14 protein-coding genes are annotated in these 25905 nt (G+C 43.0%); 8 read left to right on the forward strand and 6 right to left on the reverse strand.

Annotated features, from left to right (window positions below):
* Positions 1 to 206 precede the first annotated feature (206 nt).
* The 5 genes from G400_RS0102880 to G400_RS0102900 all read right to left on the reverse strand — a co-directional run bounded on the left by G400_RS0102880 (position 207) and on the right by G400_RS0102900 (position 13717).
* Positions 207 to 8375, reverse strand: a complete 8169-nt coding sequence (locus tag G400_RS0102880) for an MBG domain-containing protein (protein ID WP_017262450.1) — start codon at positions 8373 to 8375, stop codon at positions 207 to 209.
* Between the two features lie 337 nt (positions 8376 to 8712).
* Positions 8713 to 9987 carry a dicarboxylate/amino acid:cation symporter gene (locus G400_RS0102885; RefSeq protein ID WP_017262451.1) on the reverse strand — a complete coding sequence of 425 codons (1275 nt, stop codon included), beginning with the start codon at positions 9985 to 9987 and terminating at the stop codon, positions 8713 to 8715.
* Between the two features lie 388 nt (positions 9988 to 10375).
* Positions 10376 to 11473: a PTS sugar transporter subunit IIC gene (locus tag G400_RS0102890; RefSeq protein ID WP_017262452.1), complete on the reverse strand. Its 1098-nt coding sequence runs from the start codon at positions 11471 to 11473 to the stop codon at positions 10376 to 10378.
* A gap of 31 nt (positions 11474 to 11504) precedes the next feature.
* Positions 11505 to 12500 carry an NAD(P)-dependent oxidoreductase gene (locus G400_RS0102895; protein ID WP_017262453.1) on the reverse strand — a complete coding sequence of 332 codons (996 nt, stop codon included), beginning with the start codon at positions 12498 to 12500 and terminating at the stop codon, positions 11505 to 11507.
* A 29-nt stretch (positions 12501 to 12529) separates the two neighbouring features.
* Positions 12530 to 13717 (reverse strand): aminotransferase class I/II-fold pyridoxal phosphate-dependent enzyme, encoded by a 1188-nt coding sequence (locus G400_RS0102900; RefSeq protein WP_017262454.1) that lies wholly within the window; start codon positions 13715 to 13717, stop codon positions 12530 to 12532.
* Positions 13718 to 14273: 556 nt separating this feature from the next.
* Here G400_RS0102900 and G400_RS0102905 point away from each other — a divergent pair.
* The 8 genes from G400_RS0102905 to G400_RS14315 all read left to right on the forward strand — a co-directional run bounded on the left by G400_RS0102905 (position 14274) and on the right by G400_RS14315 (position 23605).
* Positions 14274 to 15101: an ABC transporter permease gene (locus G400_RS0102905; protein WP_017262455.1), complete on the forward strand. Its 828-nt coding sequence runs from the start codon at positions 14274 to 14276 to the stop codon at positions 15099 to 15101.
* Positions 15098 to 15910, forward strand: coding sequence for an ABC transporter permease (locus G400_RS0102910; protein WP_017262456.1), 813 nt, complete (start codon positions 15098 to 15100; stop codon positions 15908 to 15910). Before G400_RS0102905 ends, G400_RS0102910 begins: the two co-directional genes overlap by 4 nt.
* A gap of 3 nt (positions 15911 to 15913) precedes the next feature.
* Positions 15914 to 16963, forward strand: a complete 1050-nt coding sequence (locus tag G400_RS0102915; RefSeq protein WP_017262457.1) for an ABC transporter ATP-binding protein — start codon at positions 15914 to 15916, stop codon at positions 16961 to 16963.
* 9 nt (positions 16964 to 16972) lie between these two features.
* Positions 16973 to 18031, forward strand: a complete 1059-nt coding sequence (locus G400_RS0102920; RefSeq protein WP_017262458.1) for an ABC transporter substrate-binding protein — start codon at positions 16973 to 16975, stop codon at positions 18029 to 18031.
* A 14-nt stretch (positions 18032 to 18045) separates the two neighbouring features.
* Entirely contained in the window at positions 18046 to 19746 is a 1701-nt protein-coding gene (locus G400_RS0102925) for an adenine deaminase C-terminal domain-containing protein (RefSeq protein WP_017262459.1), read from the forward strand.
* A gap of 506 nt (positions 19747 to 20252) precedes the next feature.
* The gene (locus G400_RS0102930) at positions 20253 to 21485 is read left to right on the forward strand and encodes an FAD-dependent oxidoreductase (protein WP_017262460.1); all 1233 of its coding nucleotides are present in this window, start codon (positions 20253 to 20255) and stop codon (positions 21483 to 21485) included.
* Entirely contained in the window at positions 21485 to 22762 is a 1278-nt protein-coding gene (gene preA, locus G400_RS0102935) for an NAD-dependent dihydropyrimidine dehydrogenase subunit PreA (RefSeq protein WP_017262461.1), read from the forward strand. Before G400_RS0102930 ends, preA begins: the two co-directional genes overlap by 1 nt.
* A 279-nt stretch (positions 22763 to 23041) precedes the next feature.
* Complete coding sequence (locus G400_RS14315; RefSeq protein WP_017262462.1) at positions 23042 to 23605, forward strand: DUF1097 domain-containing protein; 564 nt, start codon at positions 23042 to 23044, stop codon at positions 23603 to 23605.
* A gap of 308 nt (positions 23606 to 23913) precedes the next feature.
* Here G400_RS14315 and feoB read toward each other — a convergent pair whose 3' ends face one another.
* On the reverse strand, positions 23914 to 25905 hold the full coding sequence (feoB, locus tag G400_RS0102945; RefSeq protein ID WP_017262463.1) for a ferrous iron transport protein B: 1992 nt from the start codon (positions 25903 to 25905) through the stop codon (positions 23914 to 23916).

Here is a 25905-nt window from a genome sequence, read left to right on the forward strand (position 1 = left end):
AACGTTTGCTTTGCCGCAGTATTCTGACTCACGGTACAGATGGATGCATATATTTGACGTCGGATAGAAAATGCCAAACAAAGTATTACCCGGGAAATAATCCCTTTTAAAACAAGACACATATAAAAAGACACTGTCTCGTGCACTGGTAGTTGTATACCATGTGCGAAGGCAATGTCTTTTTAAGTCGGCTGAGGAAACTTTAATTAATCATTTGAATCCTCGTCACGTTTGCGTCGTTTAAGTCCTGCAAGTGCTAGCAACGTTCCTAATAAGCCTAAACCAACTTCTGCTGCTACAGTATTGGCATGTTCGCCGGTGTGTGGCAGTTCGGTCGTTTTTTCTTTATTAGCGAATGTGGGTTTCGATGTGACAGAGCTTTCTGAGACGGATGGATCTTTTACAGAAATACTTTGACTATTCACATTGCTGGTCACAGCATCTGTAGCCGCACGTGACTTAAGCGTCTGAGATTTCTGCTGAACAAGCGATTGTGTTGTTTTGCTATTGTTTTGCTGCTCAGAGACGCGCGATGCCATTGCCGATTCTTGAACGGCTTGACTGAGCTGTGACACATGAACCGATGATGAAGTGTTTTCCTGGTGACTTGTTGCGGAAGCCTGACTCTGCACGGAAATATTGTCCTGTTGACTTGCTTGCGAAAGCTGGCTCTCGTTGGCCGATTCGGGGACATTAGTTGCCGGTCCCTTAACGGTTACTGTCGCCGTTTTCACGACAGGATCACCAAAAATGTAAATAACTGTATAAACGCCAGGTTTTAATGTGTTGACGTTATCTGCGTTTTTAACGATCCCGTTTTGCATGATGAATTCTTGCCAGTCAACGGGGACACCATGATTGTTTTTAGCATTGACGAAATTCATACTTGGATTCCAAGTATCTCCCTGTGTCAGCGTGATATCAGTGACATTGAGATCAGCGTATGACTTGATGGTTAGCGAAGCACCAAGCGTCGTTACCGTGTAATTTTGAGCGTTTTTAACGGCAACATTAACATCGTAAGTTCCTTTGTCTTCGTTCATATTAGAACGCGTGTAAACGAGCTCGTAAGGGTTTGAATCTAACCACCCAACAACATCGCTGGCATAGCTATCTGGGTCACCAAACGTTTTTTCAGCATGATGCATCGTCACAGTTAGCGGAGCCGGTGTGACCTTGAATGTTGCAACAGCCGGGCCACCAATAATATCCAAATTAGAATTAGCTTCCCGGAATTTTGCCAATCCGCTTTCAGATAGTGAAACGGAATATTGACCAACGTCTTGGTTGTTTGCAGTCGGCGCTAAAATTGTAAAATCAGTTGCAGTTAGGCCAGCTGGCATTTTGATGAGGTTTGGAACATTGATTGTATAAACTGATGGGACAGGCTGAGCATTATACGTTTTATCGGCAACGACTGGTTTGAACTCAGCGGCGTTTACTTTAGCTTTTTGGATTGTATAAAGACCAGATGTAACACCATCAAATGAATAGTCGATATTTTGTGCCTTTAATTTAGTGAGGCCAATCTTATTCAATTGAATTGTATATGTGCCTGCTCCAGTCAAATCTGTAGTGCCTGTAATTGGGCTGATATCGAAATCATCAGAAGTCAAAGCTGCCTGTTGCATGAAGGCTGGCATTGTTAATGCGAATAGGTTATTCGGAACCACTGCTGGTTGACCGTCATAAACTTTCTGTGTGCTGCCAATCTTGATATCTGCAGTTGATACCGGCTTAACTGACACATATAAGGAGCCAGGATCGGTTGCCACATCATAATTGTTGGTTAACTCGTCTTCATTATCAACAATAACCAGTAGCTCATAATGACCGTTTCGAATGGGAGTTGGGTTGGATGCAATTTCAACATGAGCTTTCACTGAATCTGATGAAATGAGCCCAGCGGTAGTGAATGAAAGGTCCAAGTTTTGATCGCCAACAACCTTGTGTTGATCCGTGGCTTTGAGAGAAAGCTTCTTTTTGTTAATGAAGTACGTACCTGGATGGACACTACTGATAGTGTAATCTTTATTGGCATCCTGAATCTTTTTCAGGCCTGACGCAGTAATTTGAACTTGATAAGTCCCAGCCTGAATCAGATCAGAACTGCCTTTTATAACACTTGTGATAACAAAGTCGTCACGATTTAAATTTGTTGGCATTTGAAGATTTTGTTCACTTTGAAATTGGATTGTTGGTAATTCGGCAGTGCCATCATAAACTTTGCTAAATTTAACAATCGATACAGTTGCTACGGCCGGTGTAATCGTAAAGATTCCGTCGGTATTGGTAATAGTGTAATTACGCAAGGTTTGTGAATCTGCGTTTACTGACGATGAGACGTTGTAAGTGCCGACGGATTCACCAGCATCTCTACTGGTAGAAACCGTAATCACGTCGCTACCCATTGTTCCAGTGATTGTAGCAGTCAGTTGTGAGTCTTTTTCGCCGAAAACCTTTGTATTGTTAGTAGTGGTCACAATTAGATTAGCTGGTGTAATTTCATAATGACCTGAAATGTTAGTTAAATCAGTTTGTGTAAATGCAGTTCCAAGCTGCTTTTGTACATGCTGAATGCCAGTGGCAGTAAGCTGCCATGCGTATTGACCGACGTTGCTTTCGGCTGTTGGGTCAACATTTTGGCCAGATTCATTGGTAAAGGTGTAATCTTCTGCGGCTAATGTGACATTTGGGACAGTGCCGTTGTATGCCGTACTTACTGGTTGAATCTGCAATGTCGGCACATACTTGGATGAAATTGAGGCGCCATCATAGGAGCTTGAAGATGATCCGATTGTTGGCGTTGCTTTATAGTCGATGGTGTAATAGTAGTTTACATCATCATTAGTCGTGGCGAAGAGACCAGTAGCATTTGCTGGTATCTCACTGAGCGTGTAACCGTCAATTTGTGCGGCACTTGTTGTGTATTGGCTATTAAAATTACCACTCATAATCTTTGTAGCAGCGATTTTGTCGGTTGTGCCCAAAATGTAATAGTTAGCACTAATTGTTTCTTGGAGGGGCACGTATTCGTAATTAACTTCAGCAGTATTTGTACCAAACGTGCCGTTGGCATTTGCAGGCGTAATGGCTAATTTATAACCGTCAACTTTGGCCGCTACGGCCGAGTACTTGCCATCAAAGAAACCATTCACAATCGTTGATGCTGCAACCTTATTCGTAGTGCCCTTAAGGTAGTAATTAACGCTAATTGATTCAGGAAGTGGCGCATACTCATAAATAACTGGCGCGTTAGTAATGCCAAATGTGCCAGTAGCGTTTGCTGGCGTCCCAACTAATTTGTAACCGACGATATCTTTAGAAGCTGTCGCGTACTGAGTGTTGAAGGCACCTTTTACTATAGTTGGATCTGTGAGTGCAGTCTCTGTACCTTGAACAAGATAGCGAGACTCCACGGATTCAGTATCGGCCGTGTAGAAGTAAGCAACTTCTTTGTTTGTTGTACCAAACGTTCCAGTGGCATTTGCCGGCGTTTCATCAAGTGTGTATCCAGTAATTTGGGCGGCAGGGGCCACGTATTGAGCATTGAAATCACCACTTATAATTGTCGAATCTTTAATCTTGTTAGTCGTGCCTTTAAGGTAATAGTTAACGTTCACCGATTCTGACAGTGGTGTGTAGACTACGTTAACTGTGACTCCAGGGGTATCAGGAACAGTGGGCATTGTTTCTGGTAATGCATAACCCGGAATTGCCGGTAGGTTAACGCTAGACTGAATTGATTGACCAGGTGTGCCGGTGCCAAGCAGACCGTTAGCGATTTTATTACCCTTACTGTCGACTGGCAAAGCCGTGTAATTAACGGTGTAATAGTAATTAACAGTGTTTCCCGTTGGGGCGTAGATGCCTTGGGCATTATCAGGTGTGGCTACTAACGTATAGCCATCAACGTTTGCAGCAGAAGTTTGATAATTCAAACCTGCGGCACCATTCGTGACAATTGAATCACCAATTTTAGTGGTTGTACCGTTGACGTAATAATTAGCAGTGACAGTCGTGTTTTGACGGTATTTAACGGTTACCGACTGGTTTCCCTGATCCGTTAACGTATAACTAGTTGGTTGACTAGGTACAAGTGCGTACCCAACGACAGTGGGCTGTTCAATTGAAATGGTATTTCCTACCTGTTGGTCATTAACCGTCTTAGCAGGCACAGTCGCCAGTTGATTGCCGTCCTGGTCAACATAAGATACTGACACGACTGGCGTAATTGTCAGCATTCCATCAGCAGTTGTTACCGTGTAATTAGGATTAAGGCCATTGGTAACAGAAATTCTGTAGTTGCCAGGTTTTTCTCCTGTTTCACGTGAAACTGTGTAATTCAATTGATCATTGTTTACAAGGCCAGAAACCGGGTTGCCGCCAATTGCGCTACTTGTTGCTGAAAATGTTGAATCATCATTTCCAAATACTTTCGTGGCGTTGTTTGCTGTGACCAGAATTGACCGTGGCGTGATCGTAAATGTCGCGGAATCACCAGGCACCAAGATGTAATTTGGATTAGGATTTTCTGCAGCAGACACAGAAATTGTGTAAGTGCCAACGCCATCTTTGCCGTCAGCGCTCAGGGTCCGTTTGACCTGATAAATATTGTCATCGCCAATTACGATACCGATGTTAGGATCACCGTTCAGTGCTTCGGGTGTATTCACGTTGAAGATATCACTAGGGTCAGATTGACCATAAACCTTTGAACCCGGTTTCGGTGTAACGCGCACCTTTTTTGGCACAATAGTGAAACTGCCAGTTGGAAGTTCACTCAGATTAACATTGCTAAAGTCGTACGTTGGGTTTGCTTGTCTGAGGGCATCCAAGCCTAACTGATTTAGTGACAACACATAAGTCCCAACATCTTTACCTGCTGTGCGGGTGAAGTCTGCTGATGTTAAGGAACCACTATTCATCAATGTGGTTGCATTACCACTGACATCGTTTAAGGTCACAGTATATTGAGTATCAAGTTGATTGTCATCGGTCGTTTTACCGTCATAGACTTTTGAACCACTGAGGGTAACTTTGAGCCAATGTCCATATAATGTGACGTTATTGGTTCCAGTGGCAATGTCATTAAGGCTTGGCATAGTCGTAGCAGTGGTTGTTTCAGAAGTACTCCAACCGAGTAATGGCAAGTTGAAAACATTGAGTGAACTTTGTGTTAAGGCACGAACGGTGCTGTTCTTTTCAGCCGAAATAACTTGGTTAGGCATACTTTGATTGTCTGGGTCGTTAGGTACAAAGGTAACGCTGATGGTTGATTCTTTGGTTGCGTACCGTTCGGTGAAGGTTAACGTTTGATCGGCAGAGGCGGCACTTACATTAACTAAGTTATGGTCGATTTTGACGAAGTCGCCAGGTAAGTAGTTGTGCTTTTTGCCATCTTGATCCGTGTATGACCATCCGAGAAAGACCTCGTCAGAATTTGCGGACCAATTAGCTGGTTCATCTGCCAAACGGATGGTAGTCCCTAAACCATATTTACTGTTGTCAGAAACTGGAGATTTATGATCGCTACCGACTTGATAAGCAATATTGAAATGCACAGCGTCATAGGACCCAAAAACGTTGTAATCACGGGTAATTAAAAGACCATTTTTAAGAGCAACAGCAGAGCTACCAACCATGTAGTTCCAGTTTAAAAAGCGGCCACGGTCAGGATCAATCGTGCTTGCGTTGTAGGTCGCTGGCGTCTTGGCTTCGTCATTTTGGGCGTAAACTTGTGCCAAACTAGTTAGCTCTTTACCGTTAATCATGTCATTGTAATCGGCATAGTAGTGGATGTGATAAGTTGACTCAGTCCATTTGGCGAATAACGTGACATTACGAGCGGGCATTGTTGAAAATTCTGGTTGCCCATTTTGGGTAAACGGTTGTGTCCCATTGGCATCAACATACCAGCCATCGAAGACATAGCCAGCACGTGAAGGCGTTGGGAAGTTGGCAGAGGAGATTGACGCACCAAACAGAAAGCTGTGTGTGCTAATTTTGTCGCCAGGTGTTTGATCATCGAAAGACAACGTGTAGGATTGACGATCATAGTATAAGTTAAATATCTCAGTGCCATTGTCGTCAGGAACTCCCTCGATGGCTGCTTGATGTGCGATAACGGGTGTTCCCGGGATTTGCTTCGAACTTAATTGAGTTCCAGACATGATGAAATTATCTTCGTAATTTGTCAGCAAATCATAGTACTTATTATTGTAGAAAATGTTTGTTGAAGTTGGTTGTTGAACGATGGACTGTAAATAGTAATGTGTTTCGGAAAGGTTATAGTTTCCTTCTGTTAAAAATTCTGGCGTCATATTAATGACAGAACCATCGCCAGTGGTAGCTTTGGTTAACATGTCTTGAGTTAGTGCGACACGTTTTGTGACCCACAGAACACGTGCAGCACCACCTGTCCAGCCAGCAAAGTGAGCATCATAACTATAATTGCTGTATCTTGGGCCATAAGGATAATATTGTCCATTCCCGTTAACAATCGGCCAGACGGCAGAGATGTCTTGACCATATTTTGCTGTTAGCACATATGATTTGGTGTTTGTATTATTGTTTTGCACCACGTATAAATCATCTGTATAAATGGGAGTGTTTGACTGATTATTTAAAGTATAGTGATTGCTTTTAAAATCAAAGTTAAACGTATAAGAGTTCAAGGCATAGTAAACATTGATATTGGTTTGACCGTTACCAAGGATCTGAACGTTTTGGGCAACATGGGCAAACTTATTGGCAGAGCTAACTGGGTAAAAAGTTGCAAAATTAATGGCGGCCGTTGGATCACTTTTTGCTTTTAATTGATTGAAATGTTCGTTTCGTTCGTAGTCAGTCAAGGTGACCTTTGAGTCCGTCAGTGCCATGTCATCAGCTTGCACTTTGCCAATGACATCGTACGTTGTTTTGTCATCAGGGGTGGCATATGGTTGACCATTTTGGTCGAGCTTTTCAATCCAGTACACAATGTTGTAATGAACTTCTTGCGGATCCCAGACGCCGTATAAGTCGGTATCGTTATTGATGATCGTTGAAAAGTCGAAGGCATTGCCAGGTTGAGTGTAGTTTGAACTGTCAACCCCAGTGCTTTTAGTTGTCCAACCGATGAACTTGTAGCCGGGACGGCTGACAGTTGGTTGCTTAGCTAAGGATCCGGTTGGAACTAACTGTGGATCAACGGGGGCACCGTCTGTATGAAAAGTCACGGTGTGAACATCAGCGAAATAACCATTTAATTCAAAATCATGGGTAACTTTGTCGACACCGAACACGTATGCGTCCGGTGCTTCTTTTTTTGCCAGATGAGTTTTATTTGCATCAGTATTTGCATCGTACCAGTAGACAAAACGTTGACCGTTGCTGGCAACTGGGACTTTTGTCGGCGCTGAAATGGTCGTGTTTTCTGCTGCTGTTTCGGTTGCATCGGTGCCTTCAGTATCCGTTCCGTTATTTCTTGGATAGTTGAATTTGACATTAAATAGTCGCGTAAACTTGGGAACAATCGTGGCATTGTTAAATACGGGTTGCGAAAAGTCGAATTTAGTTCCACTGATGCCATCAGAAGTTTTGTAGAACCAGCCGTCAAACTGTTCAGTACCGCCACGACCATCATTTGGAACATTCATGATAGGGTCCGCCATATCATCAGCGGTGCCACCTTTAGTGATGGTGTCCTGTTTCGTTGAGCCGTCTACATTTTGAAAAGTGACAGTGACATTGTTAGCAGTTTCGTCCGAGGATTTGGGATCTTCACTGACAAACTCCAAGTTCATTGCTCGGCTAGTTGTTTGTGAAGCGTTCGCAGCCGACGATGGCTGTTGTGTTGGTGTTAAAGAGGGCATACTTCCAGCACTGGGCGTGTTAACTGCAGATTCGCTTGTTGCCTTGGCCGTGGTGACATCCGCAGAAGTGCTGTGAGCCACCGCTGAGCTAGTTGCTTGAGTGTTTGCAGAAGCAGCCTGACTATTAAGCGTGATTTCATCAACTTCTTGAGTCTTACTTAACTGATTGTTTTCAGTACTGGTGTTTGCGAGTGAATGATTAACTACGTTTGAGTCGTTTGATTGTGAACTAATAGACGCCGCACTATTTTGTGAATTTTCACTCGTAGCCGACGTTGCTTGTGAGGCGATATCTGAAGAGGGAGTCGTACTTTTTCCAGTGTTTGAAACGACTTCAGTAATTTGCTGGTTATTATTTGGTGTTGACGTGGTGTCCGCACTGACTTGACTCATGCCGACAAGGTTGGCAGTAGCAAACGATAGCATCGTCACACCGGCAACTAACCAGCCATGCTTTGATTTGAACATTTTGAAATGAACTTTATGAGTTACTTGAGGATTAAAGTTGTGACGATGCATAGAAATCTGTACCTGTACCTTTCTAACGCATAATTAATAAAAAATGCGTACAAACGACATGATGTTGCTAGTTTCGGAACTAATAACAGGTATTATACACGATAAATTTAGTCAAGAAACAATTTAGTACGTAAGTATTAACACGAAAAATTATTTTTAGCTAGTAAAACGTTCTCGACTTGAACTTTAACCGCTTACATCTCTACTTTAAAGGGAATGTCACCAATCTTATGAAGCATTAAAAATGGCTAAAAAAACACAACAAAAAACGTTAGATTATGCGCTTTTAGTCAGCACGTAACCTAACGTTTGTAGCATCTATAATGTGTTTTTAGCGTTAATTCGAAATTTTAGCCATATAGTCGGTATGCTTTTCGCTGTCAAATTCCTTTTCAGACTTACTAATTACAACAGTTGCCAAAGAATTTCCGACCACGTTTACGGCTGTACGGCCCATATCGACAATTCGATCAATTCCTGCAATGAATGTTAGCCCGGCCACGGGAACACCGATGGTTGAGATTGTCGCTAGTAGCACGACGAACGAAGCGCCAGGCACACCGGCCATTCCCTTGCTAGTTATCATTAGAACCACTAACAGGGTGATTTGTTGGCCAATCGACAAGTTGATATGATAAGCCTGAGCTAGGAATAATGCCGCTAAGGATTGGTAAATGGCGGAACCATCTAAGTTAAAGGTATAGCCGGTTGGAACAACAAAGGCGACAATTCCCTTGCTGACACCATAGTGTTCGAGCTTGTCCATTGTCTTCGGAAGAGCTGATTCAGAACTAGCTGTGGTGAAGGCAAGGATAATTTCGTTTTTAATCACTTTGAGTAACTCGAACAAGTTGATCCCGAATCCTTTAGCAACTAGCCCCATTACAACAACGACAAAGAATATCATGGTCAGATAAGTAACTAAGATGAACAATCCGAGCGGGGCCAGCGCAGTTAATCCCATTTGTGCGACGGTGGCACCAATTAAGGCACAAACGCCGATTGGTGCGAGATGCATAATCCAGTTTGTAACTTTGAACATAACGGCGGCCACGGCGTTGAGAAAATCGACGATGATCTTGCCGGGTTCGCCGATTGCGGCCGTGCCTAATCCAAAAAATACGGAGAAGAAGATTACTGGCATCATGTTGCCTTCGCTTAAAGCGGCAAAGAAATTAGTGGGGATAATGTTAAGTACAGTCGCCCAAATGCCGCCTTCAGACGCGTGTTTTGCCGTTTTGACGTACTGGGAGATATCCGTTTTTGGCAGGTCATGAATGTTGATAAGACTGCCAGTTCGGGTAATGTTACCAATAATTAGACCTAAAATGATTGCTAAGGTTGTCATGCTGGCGAAGTAAAGCAATGTCTTGCCACCAATACGACCAAGTTTACGAATATCACCCATGTTGGCGATGCCGACTGTAAGGCAGGAAATCACAATTGGCAGAACAATCATTTGAATTAGACCAATAAACATTGCCCCAATATTGGTAAATGCGGTAATGGCTGGTTTTGAATGATAAAAAAGTGCGCCAAGGACAATTCCTAGAACTAACCCGATGCCAATTTGCCAACCTAAACTAATTCGGAATGTGCGGTGTTGCTGCATAAGAAAACCCCCGATTATAAATGTGAAAAAGAAAACTAATCTTTATACATACTATCACGAATAATTAGTGGGATTCAGGCTTGAAAAGTTCGGAAATATATGTATTGTATTTCGATTCTGTGAAACCCGAACTTTCATCGTCGAGTAGTAAGATCATCTTTAAAAATACGAACATTCATTGTGGAATTTAGCATTTATACACTAATAAACGAAAAGGGTGGATTAAAAAAGATGACTCGTTCCACGTGAAACGAGTCATCTGATTAAAACTTTGTTATTGATAAGGGATTACAGTAATTTGGCAATGTGTAAACGGTCTCCATTGCGGTTCTTACGGAATATTTAGTATTAAAGACAGCGTCACGTCACAGCTGTTTGAAAATTATGGTTAGAGTGGTAATTTCAGGTAATCCGGTTTGACCAAATGCAGTTGATTTACGAAGATTACTTTTAAGGCTAAAGCCAAAATGATTGGCAGAATAATGAATGCCAGTAGTACGCGCAGGCCGACATTTGTGCCAGTGGTAGTTTGCAATGCAGTCAAGGGTCCAATTAATCCGGAGAGCCCAAAGCCAGCGGAAAACGCAGTTCCACCGACGCCCAATATAGCTGCGAAGGCGCCCATAATACCAGAACCCGTTAAGATTGGGATGAACATCACGGGGTGCGCTAACATATTGGCCATTTGAATTTTGGGTGAACCCACAAAATGAGCAATTGTGCCACCAAATGAATTTACGGACACTCCCATGGCGGCTAAAGCGAAGCTGGTTACGATAATGCCAGCGTTAGCCGCACCAGAACCGATGCCGGTCAAACTAATGGCCGTTGCAATGCCAACAGACGAGAGTGGAGACACAATGAGGAGTGCAAAAATCATGCCCAACATGGCACCCATCAATATTGGCGTCAGTGTTGTGGCTGTAGAGACCAGCTGTCCGATGATTGTTTGAATGCCAACCATAGCAGGCAAGGTAAGCAGGCCAATTGAGCCACAGATAAGGACGACTAAGGTTGGCTCCAGGATTAAGCGTAGTTGCCCCAAATGTTTATGAATGACAAAGATAAAACTTGCTGTAACGGTTAGTACAAGCAAAACATTAAGAATGGCACCGGTACCAGCTATTGTTAGGCCAGTTTTTGTAGGCTTAAGGATGCCGGCAGATACAAACGTGGCAAAGCCAAGTGCAGCAGTATCAAGGACATCAAATTTAAAGGCGTGACCAACGGCGAGAGCCGCAATGACGGGCAATAGGCTTTGAATGACGGTGACCATCATTAACAGGTTACGGGTAAGGCCGTTTGTTCCAAACAATGGGATGATTTGAGAGGTTAATGCTGCCGGGATAAGGGCAATGATGATTCCCAGACTAGTGCCGTTTAAAATGGCGAGAATAAATGGTTTGAATTGAGCCATTTCATGTTTGATGGTGGTCTTTAGGTCGGTTGCTGAAAGTGCAGGAGATGTTTCTTCGGGTATTTTCATCGGCAGGCTCCTTAGTTAATGGTTAGGTTGATTATTCAACGCTGTGTTCCGTTGGTCGACCAGCAAGAATGTTCTGAACATCGTTCAATGAGATATCAACCATGTTCTGGACTGCAATATTAGTGAAAAAGGCGATGTGCGGCGTGATGATCACGTTATTCATGGCATGCAGCTTGGCAATGTTAGGTTGTGAGTCGAGCCCGTCTTGTCGATGGTCGGCATTAAAGATCTTCTCTTCACCAGTTACTGTATCGAGCATGGCAAACGCAAGTTGGTGGGTTTCAAGAGCGGTTATTAAGTCATTTGTATTGATGACTGGACCGCGACTAGCATTTACAATGCCTGCTGTTGGTTTCATAAGGGAAAAATCGTTTGCGGCGATTAATCCTTCCGAAGTTGGATTCAAGTCGACGTGCAAACTGACGACATCGGATTTTGCCAATAGGGTTTGTTTATCAACGTAGGTCACGAGCGGCTTTAACGCTTCACGTTCAACCACATCATAAGCTAAAACAGTTGCACCAAGAGCGTGCAGTAGTTTAGCTAAAGTACCGCCAATTCGCCCAGCACCAATAATGCCGATGGTAGCTGAGTGAATTTCTTTAGCTTGTAAACCAGCCCAAGAGTAGTTATTTTCGCGGACCTGAGCATCAACCAATGGCGCTTTCCGTAATACACGGAAAATTTGCATGAGGGCGTGTTCGGCGACACTGCGTGGTGAGTAAGCAGGAACGTTGGTAACAAGTAATCCGGCCTTATGGGCCGCTGCCACGTTAATCATGTCAACACCGGCTGTTCGGGACGTCAGTTGTTTAAGCCCCATGTCAGCTAATTGTTGGTAGACGCGATCATCGTCAATGCGATTGCGTTGTTGGATAACAATCCCGTCAAAACCGTTAGCCTGGTCAACGGTTGACGCAGATAAGGCATCCGTTGTTGTGTGAATTTCAAGGTGTTCACGTTTCGCGTGATCCTTGATAGCTGCCATTTCGTCTGGTCGGACTGAATACATAATGATTTTTGTCATGTGAGTGATCTCCGTTTAATCCTTAAGGCTTAGTGAGTTTCCATATAAGTCGTGAGACGGGCCATGGCCGTCTTTAAGTTTGCCATTGAGGCAGCGTAACTAAGGCGCAGGTAGCCTTCGCCGCCGGGTCCAAACGCTGTTCCTGGAATGACAGCCACTTGACTGGTTTGAGCTAACGAAAGGCAAAAATCGTAATCAGTCATGTGCAAACGTTCGGGGATTTTCGCGAAGATGTAGAATGCGCCTGCCGGTTTAGGGATGGTAAAACCCAGCCTTGTCATGGTGTGATATACGAAATCACGACGCTGTTTGTATTCTGCCTTCATATTCTCGGTATCATGACGGCCCTGTTCTGTTCCCAACGCTTCAGCAGCTGCTGCCATAGCTGGATTAGAGGCTGACGTTACCGTAAAGGCATGCATTAAATTGATTCTGCCAATTAAAGCTGCCGGGCCTGCGAGAATACCAACACGGTATCCTGTCATCGCATGTGATTTTGACACACCGTTTAAGACTAATGTTTGTTCCGGCAGGTAGTGTGCAAACGAAACGTGAGGTTGACCATATGTCAATTCAGAATAAATTTCATCGGAAATCACAATGATATTGGTGTCTCGAAGCACATCCGCTAAGGCTTCTATTTGATTGGCAGTATAGGTGACGCCCGTTGGGTTAGACGGAAAGTTTAGCATGATAGCCTTGATGTCATCACCATATTCATTGATAGCAGCTTGCAGTTGCTGGGGTGTGAGGACAAATTGGTTAGGTTCTGTGTTGATGGGGATAACTTCGGCACCGTTGAGTTTGATGATTGGCTCGTATAAGGGAAAGGTTGGCCCCGGAAGCAACACTTTATCGCCGGGATTTGTGACGGCCCGGAGTGTGTCAGAAATAGCCTCAGTTGCGCCAACGGTAGCAACGATTTCTGTTTGCGGATCATACTGAATCCCATAACGATCTGCTAAAAAATGTGCAGCTGCTTCGCGTAACTTTGCGGTCCCAGGAACTGGCGCGTAATGGGAATCATTGTCCTCAATGCTCTTAATGGCCGCCTGTTTGACGTGTTCAGGGACATTAAAGTCCGGTTCGCCTAATGTTAGTTTGATGATGTTGGGGATGTCGCTAACTTCGTGGTCAAAGCTGTGGATCATATCTGGCTTGATAGCTAGTAGCTGGGTGTTTAAACGTTGTGTGAGATCTCGTTGTTGTGTTTGCATATAAAATATCCTTTCTAAACTTTGGCTCGATGACAGTGATAATTGAATTGAAAACAAGAAAAGCCCCCAGCGTGTCGTTAAACACCTGGGGGCTTAAATCATCGATAAACAACTGATGACCATACACGCAGATGTTTTATCCATCCGCATGGCCACGTTAAATAATGGCTAATTGGATGAATTTCCAAAAAACCAAAAATAAAACGCATATGTAGTTTTGACAGTTGTTGTCATCATTAGTAAGCTTCCTTGAATTAAAGATTGATTAGAATACTAATTTATTTTTCATGACGTGTCAATGAAAAGTTTAATAATTGCTGACCAAACGGCTGGCAGGTTAGCAAACAAATTTGTAAAACCAATTAAATATATTTATTAAAAATGGCCAGAGCAGACGATTCTCTATTAAGTCGAGTGCGAGTTAGCGGAATTCCAGTACAATTAATTTTTTTATAGCCAGGCACAAAACACGTTCAATGGAACGCTTTTATCCTAACATCGTTCGTTTACTGATGATAAGATGACTTCATCAATTTTTTGAGGAAGGTTTTACATCGTGAAGGATAGACGAATCAGTGTGGCACTGTTACTGCCGAGTTTGGTTGGGATTATATTGTTTTTGATTTTTCCAGTTGTTCAGTTGGTGTTACCAGTGATTTTCGGAGTAAAAAGTAATGAAACATATTTTTCATTTTTAAAGGCTACATACAACCAGCAAATTATTTTCAGAACGATTGGCATTGCGTTTGTAACCACTTTAGGTTTGCTAGTTTTAGCATTTCCATTTGCGTTTTGGATCGCTCACCAAAGAATGAAAGTTCGTAAATTACTGTCGCTTGTCATTTTGTTTCCAATGCTCACTAATGCGGTCGTTAGAAACTTCGCTTGGATTCTAATCCTTGGACGTAACGGGCTAGTCAACACATTGTTAATGGATCTGCATATTGTCCACCAACCAGTTCGCATTTTATATACGAATACAGCTATTGTGATTGGACTCATTTATTTGTTTTTCCCTGTCATGGTGACGATGCTGATTGACCCAATCGTATCACTGGATCAATCAATTGATGAGGCGGCCGCAATGTCAGGTGCAGGTCCGTTAACACGGTTTTTCAAAATTACCTTGCCGCAGTTAACGACCAGCCTACTGACTGGCAGTATCTTAGTTTTTGCCGGCGCAATGACAGCCTATACGACGCCACAATTACTAGGCGGTAACAGTAGTTTAGTTTTGTCGACGTTGTTATATCAGCAATCCATGACACTGGGGGATTGGCGGGCCGCAAGTATTGTGGCATTGACGCTGATATTGATTGCCTTAGCAAGTCTATCAATAACAAAAGTCATTACTAAGCGGATTTCGGGAGGTAACGAAGTTTGAGACAGAAAAAACACTGGTTATTGACGTTATATGGTTACTTGATGTTGCTACTACTGTTGCTCCCACTAGTTTTAGTTGTTGTCACTTCATTTGGTTCACAGGCAGCTATTACTTTTCCGATAAAGGGTTTCACTTTGAAATGGTACGCCAACATATTGTCACAACCTGATTTTGTGACAGGCTTCAAAACAAGTTTTGCAGTCGCTGTTACTGCTAGTTTCCTAGCAATTGTGGTTGGAACGCCAGCGGTTTATGCATTAACGCGCTGTGGTATTCATCATGCTAACTGGTTTCAGACAGTTTTTCTGTCCCCGACCCTGATTCCAGAGATAGTTATCGGCTTTGCACTATTTCAAAGTTTAGTTATTGGAATCAAGCTGCCGCTAATGCCAGTTCTTATCACAGGGCACTTTTTACTCAGCGTGCCATATGTAATTAGAATGTTAACGGCTAGGTTATTGTTGTTTGATCAGACTATAGAAGAAGCCAGCTGGTTAAGCGGAGCATCGAAAATAAAAACTTTTTTCAGGGTAGTGATTCCGAATATTTCAGGCACGCTCCTCGCTATTTTCATCATGTGCTTTATTAATTCATTCAATAACATTCCCATTACGCTATTTTTGAACGGCCCATCGTTAACAATGTTACCAACTGCTATTTTGAATTATTTGCAAAACAACTATGATCCAACCGTTTCAGCAGTGTCAGTAATTTTAATGTTGTTGACCGGTCTCATGATGTGGTTGATGGAACGAATGAATGGATTAACACATGTTAACGAACATCTGAATCAGAAAGGACAGAATTAAATAATGCAGGCAATGCAAGTTAAGCACTTATCAATGTCGTATGAGAATGGTAAAGAAGTGCTGACAGACATCAATTTTTCAGTTAATGCGGGTGAACTAGTTTCGATTCTTGGTCCAAGTGGATGTGGGAAAACGACTACATTAAGAATCATTGCGGGACTGCAGCGGCAAACAAGTGGGAATGTGGCGATCGATGAGCAGTCAATTGATTCGGTCCCCGCTTTCAAACGTAATATGAGCATGGTCTTCCAGAACTACGCTTTATTTCCTCATTTGAGTGTGTTTGAAAACGTTGCATTCGGTTTAAAACAACGCGGTATTGGCAAAACAGCTATTCGCAAACGTGTGGCCGAGATATTGTCCCTAACAGAGCTAACAGATTTAGCTAATCATCGCCCACACGCACTTTCCGGTGGTCAGCAACAACGTGTATCACTAGCGAGAGCCTTAGTTGTTAACCCGACATTACTGTTACTGGATGAACCACTAAGCAATTTAGATAGGGCACTGCGTTTGTCCCTACGAGAGGAAATTCGCCGACTACAGCAAAAATTAGGCATAACAGCACTTTTCGTTACGCATGATCAAGAGGAAAGCTTTGCAATTTCCGATCGTGTCATTGTCATGAATGGTGGTCATATTGAGCAAATTGCGTCGGCACAGATTGTCTATGCCCATCCAGCAACAACATTTGTCGCTAAATTCATCGGCTTTGAAAACTTCTTCAACGTAACACGGCAGGAGACTTCAAATGAGTATTTAAGCGGTGAAACGCACCTTTACATGGCCGAAAAGACAACTAAACCGGTCGTACGTCTGTGCATTCGACCTGAAAATATTCGACTTGATACCAGTATGGATACTGATACTCAACAGAACAGTCTTAATGGCATTATTTGCGATAAAACATATCTTGGCCGCACGTATCGCTATGTTGTAGCGACAGACCATTTAGGCCAAATTAAGGTAGATTCAGAAGAGGCCACACATCAATTAGGAGACGCAGTACGACTGACATTACCGTCCGACAAACTCATTGCATTGGCAGAATAGGAGAATTTGATGACACACTACAAGGAATTATGGCAAAAAATAACCGTTTCGTTGTTACTAGGTGGATTGACGGTTGGCTTCTTCGATGCAACGGCGAAAGCAGATGAGTCGATGACCGTTTCAACGTTCGGATTAGCTACAAAACAGATGAATAGCGACGTGTTGACGCCGTTTGCGAAGGCAAATAACGTAACGCTACGAACACAATTTGGTGACAGCAACGCTAGAATGACACAGTTAGAACACAATCCCAATAGTGGCGTAGATGTGGTTGAATTATCACAAAATAACGCGTTGTCAGGGAATCAAAAACACTTATTTAAGAAATTGGATTTCAGCAAGCTAAAGAATTTCAAACGGCTTACACCTGCTCAACAAAAATTGGCAAAAGAGACCAACAGTGTGCCATACACGTTGAACAGTGTTGGCATTATGTATAATCCTCAAAAAATTTCGATTAACTCGTGGAAACAACTATGGTCATCAAAACTGAAAGATAAACTGGCCATTCCTGATATTACGACGACGTTTGGCCCCGCGATGATTTATCTTGCTGGCGAGCACGCTGGTACGGCGGTTGAAAAAGATAATGGTCAGGCAGCATTTAAGGCGTTGTCACAGTTGAAACCTAATGTAACTAAAACATATTCACAATCCTCTGACATTGCCAATATGTTTAAAACGGGAGAAATTGATGCAGCAGTTGTCGGTGACTACGCTGTCAATATGGTCCAAAAGGCAAACCCACAATTAAAATATGTCGTGCCGGCGTCAGGAACATTGGCTAACTATGATACGGTTTCAATTTTGAAGAGTAGTCATAATACCGAAAAAGATTATCGGTACATCGATGCCCGTTTAAGTGCAACGGTTCAAAAAAAGGTTGCCAGTCCACAATCATTAAACAACGCGCCGATTAATAAGACTGTTCAATTAAGCGTTAAAGACGCAGAAAATAAAACGGTTGGCGCGGTTGCTAAGCGGGCTAAAAGCCTCAACTTTGCGTATGTTAATCATCATTTGGCCCAGTGGGTTACACGTTGGAATCAATTGATGAATAAACAATAAGGTTAGGAGACATTATGACAAACGTTGATTTGCTGATTAAAAATGCCCGAGTTTACAACAGTTATACAAAGACTTTTAACAATGTTGACGTCACCGTTAAAGGCGGCAACTTTTATTGGATCGGTGTAGATTTACCTGATATTGTGGCCGAGCGGACGATTGATCTAAAGGGCTTTTCAATTATTCCGGGATTGGTTGACGCTCATATGCACATTGAGAGCTCAATGGCTACTCCCACAAACTTTGGGCGTACTGCCGTTAAGTTTGGCACGACAACAGTAATTGCAGATGCACACGAAATTGCCAACGTTGCTGGTATCAAGGGCCTGTCAGAATTCATGCGTCAACCCTCATGCATTTCAGTTTTTTATGCCATTCCTTCTTCAGTTCCATCCACAACGCCGGCAATGGAAACAACTGGTGGCATTATTGGACTGGACGAGGTTGCTACATTATTAAACGATCCTAAAATTATCTGTTTGGGCGAGGCCATGAACTTTAAAGGGATTACATCACAGCCCCAGTCACTGATTCGAAAAATCATTAAGAAATGCCGTAATATCAGACCGACAATGCCATTGGAAGGCCATGCACCCAAAGTGAGTGGCAAGGATTTGGCTGATTTTATTAATAGTGGTATTACATCCGATCATACTTTTCAGACGTCTTCATCCTTAATTGAAAAGATAACTAACGGTATGTTCATTGAAATTCAACAAAAGTCATTATCTGCAGAGATAGTGAAAACAATTATTGAACATCAATTTTATGAACATGTTGCACTCGTAACAGATGACGTGATGGCTGACGATTTGCGCAGTGGACACCTTAACAGGCTGGTTGAGCAAACAATTAAATTCGGTATGGCGCCAGAAGAGGCAATTTACTTGGCCACTTATACACCAGCTCGTCGGATGGGACTTTGGGATCGTGGTGCCATTGCGCCAGGTCGGATAGCGGACTTTGTTGTTCTTAGTGACGTAGATAACTTTGTTATTGAGGATGTATTTTTGCATGGCAACGCAGTGGCGGATATTGTTGCTCCTGATGCAAATGAAGGATCATCATTTGACTCGACTATTACAGATTCTGTCCATGTGCCAGTATTAACAGAATCAGATTTGTTAATTAAAACGGCTACGCAACGTGACGAGGTTGTGGTTAACACGGTCCAAATTAGTGCTACTGGCACCTTTACTAAGCGTGGTCAAGTTTCATTGTCAGTCATTAATGGGCAAGTGCAATGGCAAGAACATAATTTATCTCTGTTGATGGTTCAAAATCGTTATTCGGGTCATGGTGAACTCGCATTTGGCTTTGTCGAAAATGGCGTTAAAGGACGTGGTGCTATAGGGGCAACATGGGCTCATGATCATCATAACTTGATGATTATGGGGACGGATATTCCTTCAATGTTGGCGGTTCATCAACAACTTGTCGATGACCACGGTGGCTATGTTGTTGCGGAAAACGGTCTAATTACTGCCAACACATCGTTACCAATTGGTGGCATTATAAGCAGTGAACCAATAGATGAATTGGGAGAGAAATTGGCCACCGTTCGTCAAGCAATGCGACAGTTGGGATATCAAAACAGTAATGAAATTATGTCATTTTCAACGCTATCGTTGTTGGTTTCACCAGCGATTAAAATTTCAGATAAAGGATTGTTCGATGTTAAAACACAACAACCTATCCCAATGTTTGTAAAATAATGCCGTCAGCAACTCACTGAAAGTAATTGGCGAGATAATCCCAAGGTTGAATATATGAATTAGGTCACAGAGACAACAGGGCGAATTGGCTAGTTATTTCTGTGACCTTTTTGTATTTTCAATGCTAGAAGCTCCCTTATACGAATGAAAATAAAACTAATATTTTATTCCAAAAATATATAGAAATAGTGGGTAAAAAGAGATATTAGCCGATTAAATTCCGTTTAATTCAATCGTCATTTTGTTGATGAACGCGAACGAGGCTAGTAACAGCAGTGTTTCTAAAGCAACTGATAACAGTTAATAGTTACTAATGTGTATTGGGAAATCTGCCAAGACTTACTTTTCTTATATACATAAGCATATAAAAAGAAGGCTCTAACCGTGATGAGTCCTTAGCTTATACCAAGATTTTTGCCGGTTATTAGTGCCGATGCTAACCTCAAAGACGTAAACACATGAGCCATGTGAACGTTTAAATAATAAATAAGCGAGGGTTACATCTTATGAGTACAAAATACGAAAAGGAAGCACCTAGTTACACAATGACAACGGTGATGGAAGAAGCTGCGCGGTGCTTACTTTGTCATGATGCGCCATGTTCTAAAGCATGTCCTGCTGGCACCGATCCAGCACGTTTCATCCGTAGTGTTCGTTTCAGAAATCTGAAGGGTGCTGCTGAAACGATTCGTGAAAATAACGCTATGGGTGCGATTTGTGCTCGCGTTTGTCCGACTGAAAAGTATTGTGAACTTGCTTGCTCGCGGACTGGGATTGATTGCCCAATTGATATTGGCGGTATCCAACGCTTTGTGACTGACTACGAAGAACAAGAAAAAATGGACATTCTTCGCAAAGGCGATTCAAATGGGTTGAGCATTGCTATCGTCGGCAGTGGCCCTGCTGGGTTACAAACGGCGGCAACGCTGCTTCAAAAAGGTTATGCAGTCAACATTTACGAAAAGAATGAAAAGGCCGGCGGTTACCTTCGTTATGGTATTCCTGAATATCGTTTACCAGATGAAATTGTCGATGTTGAAATCAACCGGATCGTCAATCTGGGCGCAGAAATCAAGTACAACGTCACTATTGGTAAAGATGTCACGATGGCTGACTTAAAGGCTGACCACGACGCTGTTGTTGTTGCCGTAGGTGCTAGTGAAGCGAAGATGTTACCAATGTTTGAAGGCAATCCATATGTTGAAACTGCCGTTGATTTCTTAGCACGTGTTAAGGAAGCCAAGGGGGACATCGACAACATTCCTGCCAGCGCAGTTGTCGTCGGTGGTGGGGACGTTGCGATGGATGTTGCGACGACTTTAAAGCGGTTGGATGTTAAAAACGTAACGGATCTTGTTTATGAAGAATTTGATGAATTCAAGGCTTCTAAGAAGGAACTTGATGCAACTCAGAAGGCTGGTGTCACCATTGTTGACGGTTACGTTCCAACTGACGTAGATGGCAATACCGTCACCTTTAAGCATCGTCATTTAGACAGTGAAATGACCATTAAGACCGACTTGATTATTCTGGCCGTTGGTCAACAAGTTAACACAGACAACCTTGGTGTAGATACCGATCATGGTGAAGTTCAGCATGCCGGTTACAAGACTGATGACGAAAAAGTGTTCTTTACTGGTGATATTGCGCAAGGTGACAAGACCGTCGTTTGGGCCGTTCGTAAAGGTAAAGAAGTTGCCGAAGAAATTGATCAGGCATTATTAGGGGGTAACAAATAATGATTAGCAAAGATCTGTCAGTGGAATTTTTAGGAGTTCATTTTGAGAACCCGTTCCTCCTGTCTTCTTCACCTGTCGACAACTGTTATGAGATGTGTGCTAAGGCTTTTGACGAAGGCTGGGGCGGAGTTGTTTTCAAAACAATTGGTCCGAAACACTTTAAAATCAATGAAGTCTCACCACGGTTTGATGAACTGACAAAAGAAGGAACACCCTTCGTTGGATTCAAAAACATGGAACAAATCGCTGAGCATTCGTTGGAGGAAAACCTTCACGATTTACGTCATTTGAAGGATGACTACCCGAACAAGGTTGTCATTGCCTCCATCATGGGGACAAACGAAGAGGACTGGGAAACACTGGCTCAGCTGGTAACTGAGGCTGGGGCGGACATGATCGAAATGAATCTGTCGTGTCCTCAAATGACCTCTCACGAAATGGGTTCCGATGTTGGGACTAACCCTGAACTGGTTAAAAAGTACTGTGCAGCGGTTAAACGTGGTTCAGATCTGCCAATGATGGCTAAAATGACGCCTAATATTACGGACATGGTTCCTGCTGCCAAGGCCAGCATGGCCGGTGGTGCTGACGGGATTGCCACGATTAACACGGTTAAATCTGTGGCCAACATTGATTTGGATCGCAAAGTTGGTTTGCCAATTGTGAATGGTAAGTCTTCAATCTCCGGATTTTCAGGGAAGGCTGTTAAACCAATTGCACTTCGTTTCCTACAACAGTTGAGGACAGCCGCCGGTTTGGAACAATTACCAATCTCTGGGATTGGTGGGATTGAAACCTGGCAAGATGCGGCTGAATTCATTCTGATGGGCGCAACAACCTTGCAAGTGACCACTTCGGTTATGCAATATGGCTATCGAATCGTTGAAGATATGAAGAATGGTTTGATGCATTACATGGAAGATCAGCACGTTGAACATCTAAGCGAATTGATCGGTGTTGCCAACAAGAACATTGTCCCTGCCGAAGATTTGGATCGTGATTACAAAGTTTATCCGAAGATTGATTGGGACAAATGTATTGGCTGTGGCCGTTGTTATATTTCTTGTTTCGATGGTGCTCACCAGGCAATTACTTGGGATATTAAGACACGTCGTCCATCCATTGACACTAGCAAATGTGTCGGTTGTCACCTATGTAACTTAGTTTGTCCTGTTGGTGCGATTACGACCGGTGAAGTGGTTATGAAACCAGGCACTAAAGGCAATCCAGAAGATGTTCAAATTGAATCTTCACGTTTGACACACCCAGTTCAGTAAATCTGGTAAAATTTAATAGTCTCATTTTACAGGAAACTGGAACATAACGTCTCAACTCAATTTCTAATGAAACGTCAACGAGCAATTTTTCTTCAACCGCAAAAGGTCATGCGGATGAAAAATTGTCGCAAACGCGGGACATAACACTGACTTTTGCTCATCTAACGCGAATAAGGCATTCATGGGAAAAACACTCATAAACGTCTTATTCGCGTTACCTGAGAAAGCCAAAACGTGTTATGTCCCGCTCTCTTTATTGACTACGAATGGAGAATTCATATGAAAATCAGTAGGAAAGTATGGCTTGATGCCATTGGAGTGGGATTCTTTACGCTAGTGTACAGCTTGATCATGAGTTATGGCTCATTGTGGATGGGTGCAGCCGCATTCGTCGCAGTTTCGTATTTCTTTGGCGCAGGTTTTCCAAAAGACAAGATTTGGAATATTTTGGCAAGCTTTGTATGTGGCATTGTTTGGGGGCTGCTGGCCTTTGGCCTGCTCCAAATAAGCTGGATTTCATCGATTTGGCCAACCGCGATTATGTTTGGCCTGCTAACCTTTGCCGTCTTGTTCTTACAGGGCACGATCATGAAGTTCACAATGGTGCCGGCCTGGCTAATCACGTGGGGAACATTTATGTTGATTGTTTCAAACGTCACGATCAAAAATTGGCCGTTGTTTGTGGTTGAGTTGTTCGCTTCAATGGCGCTGGGAATTTTTGTAATCGGTTATGCTTCTGATTACTTCAATCAGTTAATGTTCCGCTGGTTCCCAGAGCGAAAACAGGATGCGCGCCCATCAATCGAGGCGGATAGATTAACTAAAGAAAAGGAAGTTAAATAATTAAAAAATACGATTCTGATTTTGTTCTTTGAGCAAATCAGGATCGTATTTGTTTTGGATGGAAGTCATATGCAATTTAGTTTCTATCACTTTTAGTTGGTATAACTGTTAATGACGTGGTCCGCGGTACTGCATCAATTTTCTTGCCGGGCAGGCATATTCGCAACTCTCACAGGGCGGTTTGGTTGCTGACTGTCGCATGGTGTGAACGGCGATAATCACCGCAATGAGGACGATAGCGACGAAAATCAGCACATTGATCAAAACGGACATAGCCTAACCTCCCATAAGAATTATTTCAAATATTGTCAAAATAACGAGCCAACTTGAAAAATAATTAGCGACAATCCGTAGGCCAAAACAGTACTTGAAATTAACGAATAGATGGCCCATTTAACAGAACCCGTTTCGGTTTTAATAGCACCGAGCGTCGCGAAACATGGGGCGTAAATCAGAATGAAAACTAACAGACTGTATGCGGATAACGGCGTAAACAGCGTGCTGAATGTTGTCACTAAGCTGGTTTGCCCGCTTAAATGAAATAGGACAATCATACTGGAACTAATGACTTCTTTAGCGAGCACCCCAGTCATCAGTGCACTGATTGTTTGCCAATTAGTAATGCCAAGTGGCGCAAAGGCCGGTTGCAACCAATGACCAATAATTGCTGAAAAACTGGCGTCAATGTTAATAACGTATCCGTGTGGACCAATGTTAGACAACAGCCAAACAAGCACTGTGCCGGCAAAAATAACGGTTCCTGTTTTCTTGACGAAACCTTTGCCTTTTTGCCAAGCACCTGCAATGACGAGGTCTAATCGAGGACGATGATAATTTGGCAAGGTTACAACAAAGTTGCTCGCGTCTTTTAATTTAAAGACCAGTTGATAAAATTTAGCCATGGCTAACGCAATCACAATACCGAGAAAATATAGGGATAAAACGATTACAGCTTGGTGTTGATTGAAGAAGGCGGTAACAAACAGACTGTAGATCGGTAGTCGAGCGGAACAACTCATAAATGGCGCGATTAAGGTCGTCACGAGACGTTCACGGGGTTGTTCAATCGTTCGCGTGGCCATGATGCCGGTTACGTTGCAACCAAAGCCAATGATCAGTGGGATGAATGCCTTGCCGTTTAAGCCAATGAGCTGCATTAACCGATCAGTGACTAGGGCGGCACGACTCATATAACCTGAATCTTCCAACACTGTAATGCAGGCAAACAGGACAAAAATTTGGGGAATAAACGTAAGCACGCCGCCGACACCAGCAATGATACCGTCGACAATCAGTGATCTTAAAAAGGGTAAGGCACCCACGACAGTTAGCCAATGATTTGTGGCCTCAGAGAGTGGTCCGGACAGGAGTGTGTTTAAATAATCGCTCATTGGTGTTCCAATCCAGTCAAACGAGAGTTTAAACATGAACCAGAAGATCCCGATGAAAATAGGCAATCCTAAGATTGGGTGTGTAACCCAGCGATCAATTTTTGTAGTAACGGTATTTTGAGGACGGTTTTCAGTAAAACTTGTAGCCGCGGCGAGCGTGTCTTCAATGAAAGTAAGTCGCACGTGAAAGATTTGGTCTGCATAATGATGCTCGCGGTACGTTTGGCGCCCCTCTGATAACGTGTCTAAACGATGTTCATCAACATATTTAACCACTGCATCGTTGTCGCTCATGAATTGAATGGTTAACCAACGAGCAAAATTTTGTGAGAGTCGATGTTTTTTAACCAATTGTGTTGTGGCATCGCGAATATCTGCTGAAATGACTCTAGGATAATCCAATTTCAGCGGATCAGAAGTGGTTATTGTAGTTTGGTTAGATAAACAGGCACGAACCTCATCGACACCACTGTTTTGTCGAGCAGCAGTCGCGCGTACGGGGCAACCCAAACGGTGCGACAAAATGTCGAGATCATAGTGAACGTTGCTCTGTGAAAGCTCGTCCATCATGTTGAGGACTAATATTAGTGGTTTGCCGAGTTCTAACAACTCGATAGATAACAGAAGGTTTCGTTTGAGCTGACACGCGTTGGCGATGTTCAAAATGGCGTCAGTCGGGTTGTTGTCCAGCAGATAGTCTACGGTGACGGCCTCATCCTTTGTTATCGGGGTTAGTGAGCAAATGCCAGGTAGGTCGACAATGTTAATGTTTGTTTTTGGAATATTCCCTAATGTCTGGTCAATGGTGACGCCCGCCCAATTGCCAACGTTGGCATATTGGTTGGTCAAACAATTGAAAAATGTCGATTTGCCAGTGTTCGGATTGCCTAATAGTGCAACGGTTGTCAT

Source organism: Furfurilactobacillus rossiae DSM 15814 (assembly GCF_000428925.1).
Lineage (GTDB): Bacteria > Bacillota > Bacilli > Lactobacillales > Lactobacillaceae > Furfurilactobacillus > Furfurilactobacillus rossiae.